This is a genomic window from Mesoterricola sp. JemC181 (assembly GCF_055384585.1).
On record NZ_AP045076.1, the window covers coordinates 3,380,910 to 3,397,196 of the forward strand.

The 16,287-nt window shown below is 67.2% G+C and carries 20 protein-coding genes; 9 read left to right on the plus strand and 11 right to left on the minus strand.

Annotated features, from left to right (window positions below; translation table 11 throughout):
• The first annotated feature begins 16 nt into the window (after window positions 1-16).
• The 7 genes from ACZ5MC_RS14875 (at window position 17) to ACZ5MC_RS14905 (ending at window position 5,885) form a co-directional block, all read left to right on the plus strand.
• Window positions 17-532, plus strand: coding sequence for a FliO/MopB family protein (locus ACZ5MC_RS14875; RefSeq protein WP_464516161.1), 516 nt, complete (start codon window positions 17-19; stop codon window positions 530-532).
• A complete protein-coding gene (gene fliP, locus ACZ5MC_RS14880; RefSeq protein ID WP_306601291.1) occupies window positions 529-1,281 on the plus strand; it encodes a flagellar type III secretion system pore protein FliP in 753 nt (250 codons plus the stop codon). The genes ACZ5MC_RS14875 and fliP overlap by 4 nt, the downstream gene beginning before the upstream one ends.
• A 13-nt stretch (window positions 1,282-1,294) precedes the next feature.
• Window positions 1,295-1,573: a flagellar biosynthesis protein FliQ gene (gene fliQ, locus ACZ5MC_RS14885; protein ID WP_306601292.1), complete on the plus strand. Its 279-nt coding sequence runs from the start codon at window positions 1,295-1,297 to the stop codon at window positions 1,571-1,573.
• Window positions 1,573-2,364, plus strand: coding sequence for a flagellar biosynthetic protein FliR (locus ACZ5MC_RS14890; protein ID WP_306601293.1), 792 nt, complete (start codon window positions 1,573-1,575; stop codon window positions 2,362-2,364). The genes fliQ and ACZ5MC_RS14890 overlap by 1 nt, the downstream gene beginning before the upstream one ends.
• Complete coding sequence (flhB, locus tag ACZ5MC_RS14895) at window positions 2,357-3,412, plus strand: flagellar biosynthesis protein FlhB (protein ID WP_306601294.1); 1,056 nt, start codon at window positions 2,357-2,359, stop codon at window positions 3,410-3,412. The genes ACZ5MC_RS14890 and flhB overlap by 8 nt, the downstream gene beginning before the upstream one ends.
• Before the next feature lie 83 nt (window positions 3,413-3,495).
• Window positions 3,496-4,128 (plus strand): response regulator, encoded by a 633-nt coding sequence (locus tag ACZ5MC_RS14900; protein ID WP_464516162.1) that lies wholly within the window; start codon window positions 3,496-3,498, stop codon window positions 4,126-4,128.
• Window positions 4,125-5,885, plus strand: a complete 1,761-nt coding sequence (locus ACZ5MC_RS14905; RefSeq protein ID WP_306601296.1) for a tetratricopeptide repeat protein — start codon at window positions 4,125-4,127, stop codon at window positions 5,883-5,885. Before ACZ5MC_RS14900 ends, ACZ5MC_RS14905 begins: the two co-directional genes overlap by 4 nt.
• Window positions 5,886-5,897: 12 nt before the next feature.
• Here ACZ5MC_RS14905 and ACZ5MC_RS14910 read toward each other — a convergent pair whose 3' ends face one another.
• From ACZ5MC_RS14910 to ACZ5MC_RS14930, 5 genes are read right to left on the minus strand one after another with little or no spacing between them, the layout of a single operon-like run.
• Entirely contained in the window at window positions 5,898-6,113 is a 216-nt protein-coding gene (locus ACZ5MC_RS14910) for a hypothetical protein (RefSeq protein ID WP_306601297.1), read from the minus strand.
• A gap of 1 nt (window position 6,114) precedes the next feature.
• Window positions 6,115-7,773 (minus strand): N-acetylmuramoyl-L-alanine amidase family protein, encoded by a 1,659-nt coding sequence (locus ACZ5MC_RS14915; RefSeq protein ID WP_464516163.1) that lies wholly within the window; start codon window positions 7,771-7,773, stop codon window positions 6,115-6,117.
• Window positions 7,761-8,303 (minus strand): hypothetical protein, encoded by a 543-nt coding sequence (locus tag ACZ5MC_RS14920; protein ID WP_306601299.1) that lies wholly within the window; start codon window positions 8,301-8,303, stop codon window positions 7,761-7,763. The genes ACZ5MC_RS14915 and ACZ5MC_RS14920 overlap by 13 nt, the downstream gene beginning before the upstream one ends.
• Window positions 8,300-8,911: a recombination-associated protein RdgC gene (gene rdgC / locus ACZ5MC_RS14925; RefSeq protein WP_306601300.1), complete on the minus strand. Its 612-nt coding sequence runs from the start codon at window positions 8,909-8,911 to the stop codon at window positions 8,300-8,302. Before rdgC ends, ACZ5MC_RS14920 begins: the two co-directional genes overlap by 4 nt.
• Entirely contained in the window at window positions 8,908-9,855 is a 948-nt protein-coding gene (locus tag ACZ5MC_RS14930) for a PP2C family protein-serine/threonine phosphatase (RefSeq protein ID WP_306601301.1), read from the minus strand. Before ACZ5MC_RS14930 ends, rdgC begins: the two co-directional genes overlap by 4 nt.
• 141 nt (window positions 9,856-9,996) lie before the next feature.
• On the opposite strand from ACZ5MC_RS14930, the gene ACZ5MC_RS14935 reads away from it, so the two are divergent.
• Window positions 9,997-10,191: a hypothetical protein gene (locus ACZ5MC_RS14935; RefSeq protein ID WP_306601302.1), complete on the plus strand. Its 195-nt coding sequence runs from the start codon at window positions 9,997-9,999 to the stop codon at window positions 10,189-10,191.
• Window positions 10,192-10,231: 40 nt separating this feature from the next.
• Window positions 10,232-10,444, plus strand: a complete 213-nt coding sequence (locus ACZ5MC_RS14940; protein ID WP_306601303.1) for a hypothetical protein — start codon at window positions 10,232-10,234, stop codon at window positions 10,442-10,444.
• Window positions 10,445-10,506: 62 nt separating this feature from the next.
• Here the strand turns inward: ACZ5MC_RS14940 and pilQ are convergent, their stop codons facing one another.
• The 6 genes from pilQ to ACZ5MC_RS14970 all read right to left on the minus strand — a co-directional run bounded on the left by pilQ (window position 10,507) and on the right by ACZ5MC_RS14970 (window position 16,285).
• Entirely contained in the window at window positions 10,507-12,537 is a 2,031-nt protein-coding gene (pilQ, locus tag ACZ5MC_RS14945) for a type IV pilus secretin PilQ (protein ID WP_464516164.1), read from the minus strand.
• Between the two features lie 128 nt (window positions 12,538-12,665).
• On the minus strand, window positions 12,666-13,148 hold the full coding sequence (locus ACZ5MC_RS14950; RefSeq protein ID WP_306601305.1) for a hypothetical protein: 483 nt from the start codon (window positions 13,146-13,148) through the stop codon (window positions 12,666-12,668).
• A 4-nt stretch (window positions 13,149-13,152) separates the two neighbouring features.
• Window positions 13,153-13,764: a type IV pilus inner membrane component PilO gene (locus ACZ5MC_RS14955; RefSeq protein ID WP_464516165.1), complete on the minus strand. Its 612-nt coding sequence runs from the start codon at window positions 13,762-13,764 to the stop codon at window positions 13,153-13,155.
• A gap of 7 nt (window positions 13,765-13,771) precedes the next feature.
• Window positions 13,772-14,362, minus strand: coding sequence for a PilN domain-containing protein (locus ACZ5MC_RS14960; protein ID WP_306601307.1), 591 nt, complete (start codon window positions 14,360-14,362; stop codon window positions 13,772-13,774).
• Window positions 14,359-15,441, minus strand: a complete 1,083-nt coding sequence (pilM, locus tag ACZ5MC_RS14965) for a type IV pilus assembly protein PilM (protein ID WP_464516166.1) — start codon at window positions 15,439-15,441, stop codon at window positions 14,359-14,361. Before pilM ends, ACZ5MC_RS14960 begins: the two co-directional genes overlap by 4 nt.
• A gap of 73 nt (window positions 15,442-15,514) precedes the next feature.
• A complete protein-coding gene (locus ACZ5MC_RS14970; RefSeq protein ID WP_306601309.1) occupies window positions 15,515-16,285 on the minus strand; it encodes a Stp1/IreP family PP2C-type Ser/Thr phosphatase in 771 nt (256 codons plus the stop codon).
• Window positions 16,286-16,287 lie beyond the last annotated feature (2 nt).

Genomic DNA, 16,287 nt, shown 5'->3' on the forward strand with positions numbered 1-16,287 from the left:
GTGTCGGGAGTCCGTCGTGTCGATCAAAGGCCTCATCCTGTCTGGAATCCTCCTGGTGTCGGGGCCGTGGGCCCTGGCCCAGGCGCCGGCGCCGGGCCCCTCCGAGCGGGCCCTGCAGGAGAAATATGTGCCGGATGACGGTAAACCGACGCAGGGCCGGGACCAGGCCAGCGCACCGTCAGGCTGGCGGGCACTGGGATCCATGTTCATCGTGCTGGGCCTGGCCGGCGGCGGGCTGTGGGCCTTCCGCAGGTGGGGGGCCAAGCGGCTTCCCGGCAGCGGGGGCGCCCGCCTCAACGTCGAGGAAACCCTGGCCCTGGGCGACCGCCGTTTCGTTTCCATCCTCCGGGCCGACGACGAGAAGTTCCTCATCGCCCTCGGCCCCCAGGGCGTCACCCTCCTGGCCCGCCTGGACAGCGTGGAGGCCGGGGGCCCCGCGGACTTCGCCCAGGCCCTGGCCCGCGAGTCCGACATCGCCACGCCCATGGCCGTGCGGGACGTGGAAGCCATGATGCGGGGGGAGAAGCCGTGAGAAGGTTCTGGCCCGTACTGCTTCTCCTTCTCCTGGCCGGGGCGGCCCTCCACGCCCAGCAGGCCCCCGCGAGCCTGCCCAGCGTGACCGTCGACTTCGGCAAGGCCCCCCAGGGTCCGGCCCTGAGCGCCACCCTCCAGGCGGTGCTGCTCCTGACGGTGCTCACCCTGGCGCCCACCATCCTCATGACCACGACCTGCTTCATCCGCATCATCATCGTGCTGGGCTTCATGCGCCAGGGCATGGGCACGGCCTCCACCCCCAGCAACCAGGTGCTGATCAGCCTGGCCCTGGTGCTCTCCTTCTTCATCATGGCGCCCGTGGGGCGCGAGATAAACACCACCGTCCTGCAGCCCCTGAACCGCAACGAGCTCACGGTGGACCAGGCCCTGGACAAGGCCGCCGCCCCCCTGAAGGTCTTCATGCTCAGGCACACCCGGAAGAAGGACATCGGCCTGTTCCTGGGCATCGCCAAGGCGCCCACGCCCCAGACCAAGGCCGACGTCCCCATGGAGGTGCTCATGCCGGCCTTCCTCATCTCGGAGCTCAAGACGGCCTTCGAGATCGGCTTCATGATCTTCCTCCCGTTCCTCATCGTGGACATGGTGGTGGCCTCCATCCTGCTGAGCATGGGCATGATGATGCTGCCGCCGGTGGTCATCTCCCTGCCGTTCAAGATCCTGCTCTTCGTGATGGTGGACGGGTGGTACCTCATCGTGGGCTCGCTGGTGCGCGGGTTCACGGGCTGATGGAGAAGAGAGCATGAACGAACTCGTCATCGTCGACATCGCCCGGGACGCCCTGAGGACGGCCCTCTACGTCGCCGGGCCCGCCCTCATCGTCTCCATGATCGTGGGCCTGTCCATCTCCGTCTTCCAGGTGGTCACCAGCCTGCAGGACCAGACCGTGGCCTTCGTGCCCAAGGTCGTGGCCGTCATGGCCACCGTGGTGCTGTGCTTCCCCTGGATGATGCGGCTCCTGCTCCACTTCACCACGCGCATGTTCACGGAGTGGAACGGCGTCATCAAGGCGCTCAACTGATGCCCTCCCTCCTCGGGAACCCCGCGCTCTGGGTCTTCACCCAGGCCAGGGTCCTCGTGTTCATGCTCACCATCGTGCGGCTCACCGGGCTCCTGGCCACGATGCCGGGCTTCGGGCAGGCGCGGGTGGTCCTCCAGGCCCGGGTGGCCCTGGTGGTGCTCCTCGCCGCGATCATCACCCCCCTGGCGGGCGCCCCCCGGGCGCCGGTGGAGACCATGTGGGACCTCACCGGGGTCATGGTCACCGAGCTCGCCGCGGGGCTCCTCATGGGCCTGGCCGTGAGCTGGATCGTGGACATGGTCTCCTTCGCCGGCCAGCTCATGGACACCCAGATGGGGTTCTCCTTCGTGCAGTTCCTGGATCCCGTGAGCGCGCACCCCGTGGCCGTCTCGGGATCGCTGCTCAACCAGGTCACGATGCTCCTCATCCTCGTCTCGGGCCTCCACCACCAGATGATCCGGGCCCTGGTGGAGAGCTACCGCATCCTCCCCATGGGCGGGACCCTCGCCGTCAATCCGCAGCTGGTGGTGGTCCTGATGGGCCAGATCCTCGTGAAGGGCTTCCAGCTGGCCTTTCCGGTGCTCTTCACGCTCTTCATCGTCGACTTCATCGCGGGCATCGCGGGCAAGTTCATGCCCCAGCTCCACCTGATCACCCTCACGTTCCCGCTGAAGATCGCCATCGGCCTCATCCTCCTGGGCATCATCCTGCGGGAGTTCTCCCCCTGGGTCGGGCCCCTCCTGGAGGCCGCGCCCCGGGAGGCCCTGCGGCTGCTGGTGAGCCATGGCTGATCCCTCAAGGACCGAGAAGGCGACACCCAAACGCAGGCAGAAGGCCAAGGAGGAAGGCTCGATCCTCCGCGTGGCGGACCTGGACGCCACGATCATGCTCTGGGCCAATTTCTTCCTCTTCCTGTCCCTGGGCGCGGCCACCGTCGGCGGGCTCGCCGCCTCCATGACCTTCATCCTCAGGAAGTCCGGGCAGGCCGGCTTCCTCGTGGAGAACAACCTCCATGCCCTGGCGCTCAGCCTGCTCCAGATGGTCGGCAGGATCCTGGGCCCCTTCCTGGTGGCCAATTTCCTCCTGGCCCTCGCCAACCAGTTCATGCAGCACGGCTTCAGCTTCCACATGAAGCTCCTGGTCCCGAAATTCAACAAGCTCAACCCCGCCTCGGGCTTCAAGAAGCTGTTCTCCCCCCAGTCCGTGGCCAACCTCCTCAAGAGCATCCTGAAGTTCCTCATCGTGGCCTGGGTGGCCTACCTGGTGGTCGTGCCGCGCCTCCCCGCCATCCTGGCCACCATGACCTACCCCATGGCCCAGGCGCTGGAGTACTTCCGGCAGACCATCTTCCTGCTCTACCGCGACATCATGCTCGTGATGATCGCCCTGGCCGCGGGGGACTTCCTGTACCAGCGCCACCAGCACGAGGAGGGCATGAAGATGACCAAGCAGGAGGTGAAGGACGAGGCCAAGGACTCCGAAGGCAACCCGGAGATCAAGGGCAAGCAGAAGTCCCTGATATTCGCCGCGGCCATGCGCCGGATCATGTCCAAGGTCCCCAAGGCCTCGGTGGTCATCACCAACCCCACCCACTTCGCCGTGGCCCTGCGCTACGACCCCACCACCGCCGCCCCCATCCTCGTGGCCAAGGGCGTGGACCACCTCGCCCTCAAGATCCGGGAGCGGGCCAAGGAGTCCGGCGTGCCCATCGTGGAGAACCCGCCGCTGGCCCGGGCCATCTACCACAACGTGGACCTGGACAAGCCCATTCCGGGCGAACTCTACCAGGCCGTGGCCCAGGTGCTGGCCTATGTGTACCGCCTCAAAGGCGCCGCATGAGGGCCTAATCAATATTAGGAAAAAAAAACTTGGGTCCGCGCCGTCCCCATCCGAAACAATAGATATAGCTTCGGTGAACCCACGTGCCACCCCCCATCATCCCATCCCATCTCCCCCCCCAGCGCCTCCTCCTGGTGGATGACGACCTCATCCTCCTGGAGACCCTGCAGGAACTCCTGACGGCCGAAGGCTTCTTGGTGACCCCCGCCTCCTCCGGCGAAGAGGCCGACGAACTACTCGGCAAGGCGCATCCGCCCTACGATCTTGTACTTACAGACCTGGTCATGCCCGGCAAGACCGGCATGGACGTGCTCAGGGCCGCCCTGGCCCGGAACCCCAGCTGCACCGTCCTGGTGCTCAGTGGTTACGGCACGGTGCGGGAGGCCACGGAGGCCATGGACAAGGGCGCCTACGGCCTCGTGAACAAGCCCCTCCAGATCGAGGCGTTCCGGCAGACCCTCCGGCGCATCGTGGAGCGGGCCCACCTCATCCGGGAGCGGGACGACCTCAAGGTCCGGGTGCGGGAGCTGGAGGAGCGCATCGGCCGGCTGGAAGCCATCCAGGGCCGCATGGAGATGCTGGCCCAGCGCATGGACCCCCGCACCCCCGAATCGGGCAGCCTCCAGCTGCTCAAGGACCTCCGGGCCAAGGGCGTCCTGGACCAGGAGCGGTTCGATGCCGCCCGCAAGGCCCTCCTGGCGGGGTGGAAGCCGTGAGAGGCCTCACCGCCGCCCTCCTGGTGGTGGCCCTTGCCGCGGGCGCGGCGGAACCCAAGGCGCCCAAAGGGCGCATGACGGATGAACAGGCCGAGACCCTGGCGCGCCAGGCCATGGCCTCCAGCGACGAGAAGTTCCAGCGCAAGGTCCTGGACCAGCTGGACGGCTTCCATTTCAAGAGCACCTACGCCAAGGAGCGGGAGACGGTCCTCTTCGCCCAGGGCTTCCTCCAGGACCGCCTGGGCGATACCGCCCGCGCTGCCGTCTCCTTCCACAAGCTCGAGGCCACCTGGCCCAACTCCTCCTTCCTGCCCGAGGCCCAGCCCGCCATGGCCCAGGCCGCCCTGGACCACGGCCGGCCCAAGGAGGCCGAGTCCCGCCTCAACAAGGCCCTGGGCGCCGACCTCCCGACCGAGACGCTGCGCCGGTGCCAGGAGATGTACCTTTGGTGCCTGGCCGACCAGGGCCGGGCCGCCGAGGGCCTCGACACCGTGCGTTCCCTCAAGCCGCTGGGAACCGCCAAGCCCACCGAGAAGGGCCTGGTGGGCATCATGGAGGCCCTGTGCGCCGGGGAGAAGCGCTCCGAGGCCGAAGGCGTCCTGGCCGACTACCGCAAGCTCTATCCCCGGGGCGCCTACCTTACCCGCCTGAACCTGGCCTGGGGCAAGCTCCTGGGCACCACGGGCGATTCCCGCAACGCCGCCAAGACCTTCCAGAAGCTCATCGAGGACAAGCCCGCCTCCCCCGAGGCCGACGAGGCCCGCATGGCCCTGGCCACCCTGCTGTCGGACGGCTCCCTGCCGCCCAAGGACGCCGAGGGCTACCCCGACGCCCAGGCCCTCCTGGCCCGGGTGAAGAAGGCCGGGGGCAAGGAGGACGCCACCCGCAGGGCCCTCATGATCAATCTGCGCATCGCGGTCAAGGAGGGCCACTGGCAGGCCGCCCTGGACACGGTGGGCCAGTTCCGGGCCGCCAAGCCCCTTCCGGGCGAAGCCAAGCCCGTGGCCGACCTGCGGGCCGAGGCCGTGCGGGGCCTCGTCCGGGAGTGCCTGGAGAAGAAGGAGCCCCAGCGCCTCCTGCCCGTCCTGGACGCCGAGAGCATCCTCTCCCTCACCCCCGCCCAGCGCGTCGAACTCTCGCGCGCCCTGGCCCGCAAGGGCCTGCCCGAGGCATCCCGCGCCATGGCCCGCGCCGTCCCCGCCAAGGAGCAGCCCGCCCTGGCCAAGGCCGCCCTGGAGGGCCTGGGCGCCGGCACGGATCCCGAGGCCACCCTGGCGCTGCTCCCCGCCAAGGCCGAAGGCCCCCATGAAAGCCTTCTGCGCGCCCAGGCCACCGTCTCCCTGCGCCAGTGGAAGGAGGCCCGCCCCGCCCTCCTCAAGGCCCGCCCCGGCCCCGAGCGCATCCAGGCCCTCATGCTCTACCTCTGCCGCCCCCTGGAGGAGGGGGAGAAGGCGGAGGCCCGCGCCAAGGACATCGAGTCCTGGCAGGCCCGGGCCCCCGAGAAGGGCCCGGACAGGGAGCCCCTGGTCCTCCTGGCCGCGGACCACAAGGCCCGGGCCGGCGAGTGGCGGGCCGCCCTGGCGCTGTACCCCGTCAATCCCACCGAGGCCAACCGCGGCTGGGTGGCCCTCATGCGGGCCACCTGCCAGGCCAGGCTGGGCCAGCAGGAAACCGCCCTGGCGACCTTGAAGGAGGCCCGGGAGGTGGCCGGGTTCAAGAACGAGCGGACCTCGCTGGAGAAGCGCCTGGGGCTCTGAGGAAGATCCCTTCTACCCCTCCCCCTCCAGGTACCCGGGATCCTCGATCTCCACCAGCTCACCCGCCTCCAGCCGGGCCCGCTGGTCCTCCGTGAGCGCCAGCTCCTTCCACCGCGGATCGATCCGGGAATTGAAGAAGTGCACCGACGCCTCGCCGTCCTCGTAGGCTTCCCGGGACGTCCAGAGGTGCGCCCACCCGATGGTGTTGATCCGAGCGAAGACTTTCACGTCAGCTCCGGTAGAAGGCCTTCACCGCGTTCACCACGGCCTCGGCGTAGCGTTCCCGGAAGGCGGGGTCCTTGAGGTTCTCCACGTCGTCCTCGTTGGTGAGGTTGGCCACCTCCACGAGCACCTTGGTGGCCGCGGCGTTGTAGCGGATGACGGCGGGGACGAAGCTCTTGCCGGAGCGCTGGATGACGTTGCGGATGGGGCGGTTGCCGTGGACGGGGAGGTCGTCGAGGCCCAGGGCCTTCAGGAGGGCCTCGGCGAAGAGGCGGCTGCGGGCCTCGGACTGCAGCCGCTCCCGGGCGGAGAAGGCCACGCGGGAGCCGACCTTCATCTCCTTCACCCGGGCGGCGCGGCGGTCGCCCAGGGCGAAGCTGGAGGGCACGCCCGACGCCCCGGGCACGTAGACCATGGTGCCCCGGGCCGAGGGGTGGAGGCTGTCGGCGTGGAAGCTGATGAAGAGCGTCTTCCGTGCGTCCCCGGTGCGGCAGAAGCCCGCGAAGAGGTCGTTGGCCAGCACCCAGCGCAGGTGCACGCTCACGGCGTTGGGGCTCTCGCCGTCGTTGGCGAAGGGCGGCGTGGTGAGGATCTCGGCGTCGGGAGTCGGGCGGGTGATGCTCTCGCGCACCTTGAAGCCGATGCTGGGGTAGCGGATGGTGCTGGACACCACGGCCTCCGTGTCCTGCTCCAGGAGCCTGCGCACGCGCATGGCGATGTCGTAGACGAAATCGGACTCCCAGGCCCCGTTGGCGGCGGCGCCCTTGTCCACGCCCCCGTGGCCGGCGTCCAGGACGATGCGGATGCCCTTGAGCCGGGGGCCGGCCTCCGCCACGGTGGTGCGCCGCACCTCGGCGCGCACCTCGCGCTCCTCGGCCAGGGCCACCGAACCTTCGGCCTGGAAGGGGTCGGCCAGGAGCTCCAGGGGGATCTTGATGACCTGGCCGGGCTGGATGGCCCGCACCTCCTCGATGCCGCTGCGCCTGGCGATGGCCAGCGCCAGGTCGTTCACGCCCTTGGGGTCCACCTGGTCCGTGTAGCGCATCACCACGGCCGTGTAGAGGGCCTCGCCCTTGCGCAGGTGGTAGGCGGCGAACTTGCCCTGGCGGTCCTCGCCGAAGGTGAGCAGCGCGCGGTAGGCGGCCACCCGCGCCTCGTCGTCCAGGCCGTCCTCGGGCTGGCTGCGGTCCACCTTGGCCTGGCCCCTGCCGCCCAGCTCCCGGGCCAGGAGGGTGCGGGGGATCACCCACACGTCGCCCAGCCGCAGCTTCTCGGGACGGGCCGGGTTGGCGGCCTGGAGCTTGTCGTAGTGCTGGCCGTGGCCCACGAAGAGCGCGGACATGAGCCACACGGACTCCAGCTCGGGCCAGCGCACCTTGTGGCGCACTTCGGTCGTGGTCCAGCGGTCCTCGGGGAACAGGGCGTGGAGGGCCCAGAGCCTGCCTTCGGGCGTGAGGTCGAAGTAGGAGGCCCAGGGGCCGCTGCGGACCGTCAGGAACTTCCGGGGAAGGCGCGTGGCCTCGACCTGGACCCCCTGCCGGAAGGCGAGGCGGATCCGGGCGGAGCCGCCCTTGGGGAGCCTGGCCTTCACCTCCGCCGTGGCCGGGGCCGCCTGGGCCACGATGCCTGCGACGGCGGCGAAGGCAAGCGCCTTCAGCCCTCCCATGGCACTTCTTCGCCGGAGATGCCGGCCAGGGATCCGCGGATCCACTCCCGCATGGTCTCCGCCATGCCCTCGGGATCCTGCGCCCGGGCCTCCAGGAACGCCTGGAAGCGCCGCTCCAGGTGGGACGTGCCCTCCTCGAGCAGGAAGAGCCGGTCCGCGATGCGGCCCTGGGGGTCCTTGGCCTGGGTCGGGGGGAGCTTCATGGTGCTGATCTCCAGCCCCGCGGCGCCCAGGGTGAAGGTCCACTCCATGTCGCCGGACAGGAGGCGCACCTTGGCCTTGGCCGGGCGCATGCCCCGGGACAGCGCCTCGAAGGCCTCGCGGCTCTCGGCGGGGTTGCCCTTGCGAAGGCTCAGCTCCTTGACGTCGCCGCTTTCGGTGACCAGCTGCATGGCGTCGTCCACGAAGCAGGCGGATTGGTCCCCGTCCAGCCCGCTGACGCCGCCTTCCTTGAGGCCGCGCATCCAGAGCCAGAGCAGGAACTCCTCGCCGAGGAACCGGCCCTGTTCAATGAGTTCCATGGGTTTCATGCATTCTCCAGCGTGAGGTCGAGGGGATCGAGGGCCATGAGGGAGTCCACCGAGATGTGGGGCAGCATGCGCCCGGCGAGAAGCAGGGGCGCCAGGGGCTGCAGCTCCAGGCCGAAGGACTTGATGAAGAGCTCGAAGAGGGCGGACTGGGTCTTGGAGGAGGAGGCGGTGGTCCAGAGCATGCCTCCCTTGAGGTCCCAGGCCACTTCGGCCACCTTGGGGGTGGGCAGCACCTTGAGCAGCAGGTCCACCTTCACCTCCTCGGCCAGCGACGTGCGGGCCTCGCGGCCCACGAAGGCCAGGTCCTTCTCCTTCTGCAGGGTCTGCAGCCGCAGGTCCACCTGGGCCTTCAGGAGGGCGCCGGGCACCTTGCGGGAGTCGATGCGCAGGCCGAAGACCGCGAAGCGCTCCTGGATCACCCAGTCCCGGTCGGGGGGCAGGATGAGGAGGTTGCGCCAGTCGCACCAGCCCATGCGCTCCTCCTCGAGGCCGTCCTCGAAGGGCCGGAAGCAGTGCTGGCTGAGGCCCTCGTGGAGCTCCTGCTCGGAGGGGACGGGCCCCAGGACCAGGAAGCGCCTGAGGGATAGGGTTCCTTGGATAAGGCTCATGTGTTCCCTCGTAAGAAACGGCCTAGACGGTTGATGATGGGCTGGTTGGGATGGGTGTCCTCGTTGGCCAGGAGCGGGTCCGAGGAGAGCTGCGGCTCCACGATGCGCACGGGCTCGTAGAGGTTGGGCATGGCGAGGCCGGGGTCGTCCAGGGTGAGGAGCAGGCCCGTGAGGTTGTCCCGCCCGCCCCGGGCCAGGGCTTCCTGCGCCATGGCCTCCAGGGTCAGGTTCGCCGGATCGCCCCGGGACAGCAGGAGGGCCAGGTGCTCGTCGGGAATCTCGCCGTGGAGGCCGTCCGAGCACAGCAGGAGGCGGTCCCCGCGCCGCAGCGCCACGCGGCTCAGCACGGCCCGGATGGGCACGGGGGCGCCGAGGGCCTGGGTGATCATGCTGCGCTGGGGGTGGGTCTTGGCCTCCTCGGCGGTGATGCTGCCGTTGCTGATCATCTCGCGCACCAGGGTCTGGTCCTCGGTGATCTGCACCAGGTTGGGCTTGCGGTAGACGTAGGCCCGGCTGTCGCCCACCTGGGCCACGTAGGCATGGCCCTTCCAGATGACGGCGGCGGTGAGGGTGGAGCCCATGCCCCGGCTGGAGCGCTCGGCGTCCGCGTAGCGCAGGACGGCGCTGGAGGCGCCCTCCACGGCCTGCTTGAGGGCCTTGAGGAGGCCCATCTCGTTGGCCAGGTGGGCCGGGAACCGCCCCCAGTGACCGAAGAGGTTCACCGCCACCGACGCAAGCCCCTCGCGGCTGGCGATCTCGCCGGAGGCCGCGCCGCCCATGCCGTCGGCCACCGCGGCGAGAATCCCCGCGTGGCAGGTGTTGGGCATGGGCCCCAAACCGTTCACCAGGGGCTCATCCCCATCCAGGGCGCTCACCAGATAGGCATCTTCGTTGTTTTTCCGCACCCGGCCGACGTGGGTGATGGCAGCATAATCGATGAGCATGAAGGGGATGTTCCTGCAGACGGCGAAAGGGTCACATCCGGGGCACAGAACCGGTGCGGGGAAGATTCCATGGTACCAGGAACCCCCATCATATCCCCTGCCCGGCCATCATGAGTGAATCAGATATCAAGGAGCCGAACCGTGATTCCCCACCCCCCGCCCGCCCCCCAGCACCTTCCTCCCATGACCACGACCCAGACCGTCATCGCGGTCATTCTGCTGCTCCTGCTGCTCTGGGTTGCCTATAAAATCGGGAAAGTGATCCTCCGGGTCGTGGCGGGCCTGCTTTTTCTCGGCCTCGCGGGCTACGTCATCTGGTACCTTTTGATCAGGTAGAAATTTCGTCCTTCCCTTCAACATCCCTCGAGGAGCAAGCATGGCTGCCATCTCCTGCCCCAATTGCGGCGCTGATCTCACCGTCCCCCAGAGCGTTCGCATCGCCGAATACCACTTCGGCCGCCTGGAAAAGGTCGACCAGGCCCCCATGGAAGGGCCCGGCTTCAAATACCACTTCGAACAGCCCGACACGTACACGATCCTCTGCAACACCTGCAAGCGGCTCGTGCGCACCCTCCCCATCGGCAAGTAGGCCGGCGCCGGGGCAAAGGAAAGGGGCCCTCGCGGGCCCCTTTCCTTGTGCCTCCCCGGGAACTAGTTCTTGAGGATGCGGGGGGTGATGAAGATCAGCAGCTCGTCGTTGCTGTCCTTGTTGATCTTGTTGCGGAACAGGAAGCCGATGAGGGGCAGGTCCTTGAGGAAGGGCACGCCGGTCGACTGCTGGGTCGAGTTGTTCTTGTAGACGCCGCCCATGATGGCCGTGCCGCCGTCCTTCACGAGCACCTGGGTCTCCACGGCCTTGCGGGTGATGGTCGGCGTGGTGCCCACCAGCTGCCCGAAGTCCGCGTCGGCCTTCTCCACCTTGATGTCCATGAGGATGGTGCCGTCGTTGGTGATCTGGGGGGTGACCTCGAGTTCCAGGTTGGCGTCGGCGAACTGCACCGCGATGGCGCCGCCGCTCACGCCGGTCTGCTGGGCGGGATAGGGGATCTTCGCGCCGGAGAGGATCTTGGCCTTCTTGTTGTTCTGGGTGACCACCTTGGGCGAGGAGACGATCTTGACCACGCCCTGCTTTTCCAGGGCCTGGAGGATGACGTTAACGCTCATGCGGTTGCTGAGGAAGGAGACCCAGAACTCGCCCGCGGGGCTGGCGATGTCGGTGACGTTCGTGGCGCCTGGCGAGAAGGCCACGGTGGCGGCATTGCCCGTGGTGGCCAGGTTGTTGATGCTGTTCCAGGAGGGGCCGTTGGTGCTGCCCCAGGGGGCGGCGGTGGTCCCGCCGGTGGTGATGGCGGCGCTGCCGGTGTTGGACGTGGGCCACTTGACGCCGAAGTCCTTCTCCCAGTTCTTGGAGGCTTCCACCACCCGGGCCTCGATCTGCACCTGCTGGATCTGAACGTCCAGCTGGGCGATGAGATCGTCGAGGATGGGGAGGTTCCTGGGCAGGTCGGTGATGATCAGGGTGTTGGTGCGGTCGTCCACGATGATGCCGCCGCGCTTGGTGAGCATCTTGTCGAGGATGGTCTTGGACTCGGAGGCCTTGGCGAACGACAGGGGCCGCGTGATGCTCTGGACGTCGCCGGCGAGGGACTTGGCGTCGTCGAGGCGCTTGCGGTCCTCCTCCTCCTTCTGGAGCTTCTCGATCTTGGCCACGCGGATGATGCCGTTGCTCACTTCCTTGCCCAGCCCGGCGTGCTTGAGGATCACGTCCAGGACCTGGTCCCAGGGGGTGTCGGTGAACTTGAACGTGTAGATGCCCTGCACGTCCTGATCCACGATGAGGTTCAGGTGGGCCGTGTCGGCGATGATGCGCAGGAAGCTGGTGAGGTCGGTGCCCACCACGTCGATGGTCATGCGGGCGCCGGTGTAGCGGCCGGAGACATCCCCGAGGGTGCGGCCGCTGCGGGATTCCTCGCGGCGCGGGGCGGCCTTCTCCTGGGCCAGGGCGGTCGGCAGGACGGACTGCACGGCCAGGGACGGCAGGGCCTGGAAGGGCGCGCCGACCACCGGGACGGGGACGAGGGGAGCGGGCTTGGCGGCGACCTTGGGGGCCTCCTCCTTGAGGACGATCGGGGCCGGCGGCGGAACGGGGGCGGCGGCGGGCGCCTCTTCCGTCACGACGTAGGCGGCGCGCTCGACGGGAGCCGCAGCGGCCAGAAGCGCGGCGGGCTGGGCAACGGCCTGGGGGGCCGCGCGCTCGGGCAGGGCGGGCGTCTGGGGAAGGGCGGCCAGGCTGGCGGCAACGGCCTCGGTCTCCATGGGCACGGGCGCCGCGGGGGCGACCGTCACCTGGGTTCCCAGCTGGGCGCGGACCGCGCCCTGTCCGGAATCGAGGGTGATGCTCACGCCCGTGCCGTCGCTGGTCACGGTGGCCTGGGTTCCGGGCACCACTTCGAGGACGATGCGGGTGACGGGCTGCGGCGCCGTGGCGAACTGCGCCAGCCGGGAGCGGAGGATCTGGGGGCACGCGAGTCCCTGCATGTCCTTCCGGGTGACCTTGTCCCCGCGGTTGACCCCCGGGAGGTCCACAACGACCCGGGACGGGTTGGGCAGCACCTGGAGGCGCGGAACGCCGGTGAATCCGGGGATGCTGAGCTTCAGCACCTGGATGGCACCCGGCTGCATGCTCGCCCCGGCAAGCGTTGCGATGGCGGCGTTGGTGCCAGCATCAGGGAGGGCTCCGTTGAGAGATCCGGATTGGATCCCCGCCAGTACCACGCCCCCTGCGACCAGCAAGGAACTCAGGCGAGCATTCATCGTTTACCCTCCTCGCGTTTGAACGTCTTGACGACGGTTCGGAAGATTTTGGTGTTAGTGCTGCTGGCATCCCACTGATGGAACGTGACGGACTTGTCGTTGACGCCGACCAGTTCACCGTCCCGGAACCGATACCCGATGGGCAGGGAACGGACGTTCCCGCGGGCATCGGTGACCACGGCCAAGACCTTGCCGTTGGAAACCACCATTCCTTTGACGCCGATATCGTCCACCATGTCCCCCTTGTTGGTCTGCTCCGCATCGGTGGGGGCGGAGAAGGGGTCCCGCTGCAGGGTGGGCCTGTAGGGGGTCGCTCGGACGGCGATCAGCTCGTCGGGATTGATCCCCTGGTTGGCGGAAAGGGCCGGAGTCGCGACGGATTCCGCGCGGCCCTTGGCACCTTCCTTGGGAGGCGTTCCCTGTGCGCAAAGCTGAAGGCCGAGCGCCAAGGCGGGGAGGATGTATGCGATCCGTGCCATGGTCTCAGTCTCCCGTTTCTTTCTTGGCCGGTGCCGGTGCCGGTTTCGGCTGCGGCGTGCCCGCCGGAGGAGGCGGTGGGGCCGGGTTGTATACGAAGGCGCTGACCTTGCAGGTGACGGAGACGGGATACAGGCTGCGGTTGCTCTCCCGCTTCAAGGCCATCTCGCTGAGATTGATGATCTTCTCGTAGCCGGAGATCAGGGAGGAGAACTGCCCGAGGGTGTGGTAGCCCGCGCGGAACGTGAACTGGACCGGGTATTCCGTGTAGTAGTCCTTGGCCACGGGAGCCATGAGCGTGAAGGAGACCTGCTCGATGCCGGCGGTGTCCGCCAGTTTCTTGACACGGTAGGGGAGCTCGCCCCGGTCGGCATCGGTGGGCATGATCTTGATCAGCTCATCAATTACCTTCTCCTGCTCGACGACCTCGGCCTTGAGCTTCTCGTAGTTGGCCTTGAGGGCGTAGCCCTTGGCCACGTCGGCCTGGAGCCCCTGGTTGACCAGCTTGAGGCCCGCAAGCTCGTCCCGCTTGCCGCCCAGGAAGAAGACGATGAGGATGGCCAGCATCAAGCCCGCCAGGCCACCGATCAACAGTTGTTTCTGAAGTTGCGAGTTCATAGCTACCTCAGGCCGAATTCTTCAAATCACAGGAGATGGTGAATTCGACGGTGCGTCCGTTCTTGTTGGCGGCCGGGTAGTTGACGTTCTGGAACCACTTGGTCTGTTCCACCAGGCGGTTCCGGAACTGATTGACGGCCTCGAAACTGGAGCTCTCGCCCTTGATGCTGATGGTCAGCCCCTTCTGGTTGATCTCGCGGAACCACACGTCGTCGGGAAGCGCGTTGGCGAGTTCCTCCAGGAAGTGGACGGGAAGGTGCTGGAAGGACTTGAGTCCCATCATCACTTCCTTCTTCTTTTGGAGCATCTCCTTTTGGGACCTGAACTTCCGCTCAAGATCCATGTATTTTTCGAGCTCCTTCTTCTTGGCTTCCAGTTCGACCTTGGTGCGCTGTTCGCGCTCGATCTGGGAGTTCAGCATGACGTAGTAGATGCCGCCCGCCGATGCGATGACCAGGCCGAAAAGCACCCCTGCGATGGGAAGGCTCGGACGCCCGGTAGCCGCGGAATCGGCGTAGACGGGGACGGCCTCGGCCTTTTCGGCCTTCTTCCCACCCACCTGGGCGAGCGTGTCTCCCAGAAGGTTGATCTTGATCATCGGTCCCCCACTTGGCGCAAGGCCAATCCGACCGCAACAGCGGCCGTGCAGCCGACTCCATTGACCACGGCCGGGTCCAGGCTCCGCTCATCCATTTCGAGGAGCTGGAAGGGATTCAGCCGATCCACGGAAACCCTCAGACGATCCCCGAGAATCTCGGGAAGCTTGTCCACCTTGGCGCTGCCGCCGCAGAGGAGGACCCGGTCCAGGCGGTCCACCTTGAAGCTGGAGCGGAAGAAATCGATGGTGCGGCCGAGTTCGTCGGCGAAGCTGTCGGAGACGGAGGAGAGGGAGGGCTCGACCTCTTCGGGCGTCCGGCCCTCCGCGGCGCGGCCTTCCTTGAGCATCTCGGCGGCCTCGCGGCTCACGCCCCAGTCCTCCATGAGCTTGTCCGTGAACCGGTGGCCGCCCCAGGCGATATCGCGCCAGAAAAGCGACTTGCGGCCGACCAGCATGGTCAGGTTCGTGAACTGGGCGCCGATGTTGACCAGGGCCACCACTTCATCGCGCCCGCCTGGGGGCGAGTTGATCTCGTAGGCGTTCTGGATGGCGAAGACGTCCACGTCCACCAGGACGGAACGGGCGCCCGCCATGGCGACGCAGCCGATGTAGGACTCGATCTTGTCCTTGCGGCAGGCCACCAGGACCACGTCCATGTTGCCTTCCGCGGGACGCTCCTCCAGGACGGCGAAGTCCAGGGCGTAGGCGTCCAGGCCCTGGCCGGCGGGGAAGAAGCTCTCGGCCTCCCACCGCACCGATTCCGCCAGCTCCGTGGGGCTCATGAGCGGGAAGGTCACTTTTTTGACCATCACCTGCTGCCCCGCCACGGAGATGGCCACGTCCCGGGCCTTGATCTTCTGCTCCGTGAGCACCTGGCGAATGGCCGCGGCCACCGCGTTGCTGTCCATGATGTCCCCGTCGACGATCGCGTCGAAGGGGAGCGGGGCTATGCCAAGTTTCTGGAGCCGGTACCGCTGGCTCCCGCCTTTGCCTAGCACCTGCAGTTCACAGACCTTTACGGAACTGGAACCAATGTCCAGGCCCACGAGCTGGTTTTTTTTGCCACCGAAAAGACCCACTTGGAGCCTCGCTTTAGTTGATTAGGCGGTTCAGTTTAACCTTTATATCTTTCCGGTCAACCGAATGTTGTTATCAAACATTTTTATCCGGATCGAACGCGACGATGACGACGGTGATGTTGTCTTCCCCCCCATTGCCCATGGCTTTGGCGATCAAGCGTCCCGCAGCCTCTTCCATGTCCGGGGCATTCTGGACTATTTCCCAGATTTCCTGATCTTGAACCATTCCTGACAGTCCATCGGAGCAAAGCAAAATCCGGTCCAATTCCTTAACCTGGATCTCCCTTACGGAGATGTCCAGCTCCCCTCCGTTGCCCAGGGCCTGGGTGATGACGTTGCGGAAGGGATGGCGGCGGGCCTCGTCGGGGGTCAGGATCCCGTTGGCGACCTGCTCCGCCACCCATGAATGATCCCGGGTGACTTGCTGGATCCCGTCCGGGTTCAACAGGTAGGCCCTGCTGTCCCCCACGTGGACAAGGGTGATGGTGTCCGCATTGACCAGGCAGGCCACCACGGTGGAGCCCATGGACTCCCGTTCGGGGTTGGTGCGGATGTCGTTCAGGATGCTCTGGTCGGCCAGGAGGAGGGCGGCCTTGAGCCGGTTGCCGTCGTAGGGCAGCGCGGTGTCGTATTCCACCGGCCAGGTCCGGTCCCGCTCCACCGTATGGGTGATGAACTGCCCCACCTTCTCCACCACGATCTGGCTGGCGACCTCCCCGGCGGCATGCCCGCCGAGCCCATCGGCAACCACAAACAGGCCGAGGTCAGGTTCCATGAGGAAGTTGTCTTCATTGTGCTTGCGAACGCACCCAACTTCCGTCCGTCCCGCTGCCACCACCCGCATGC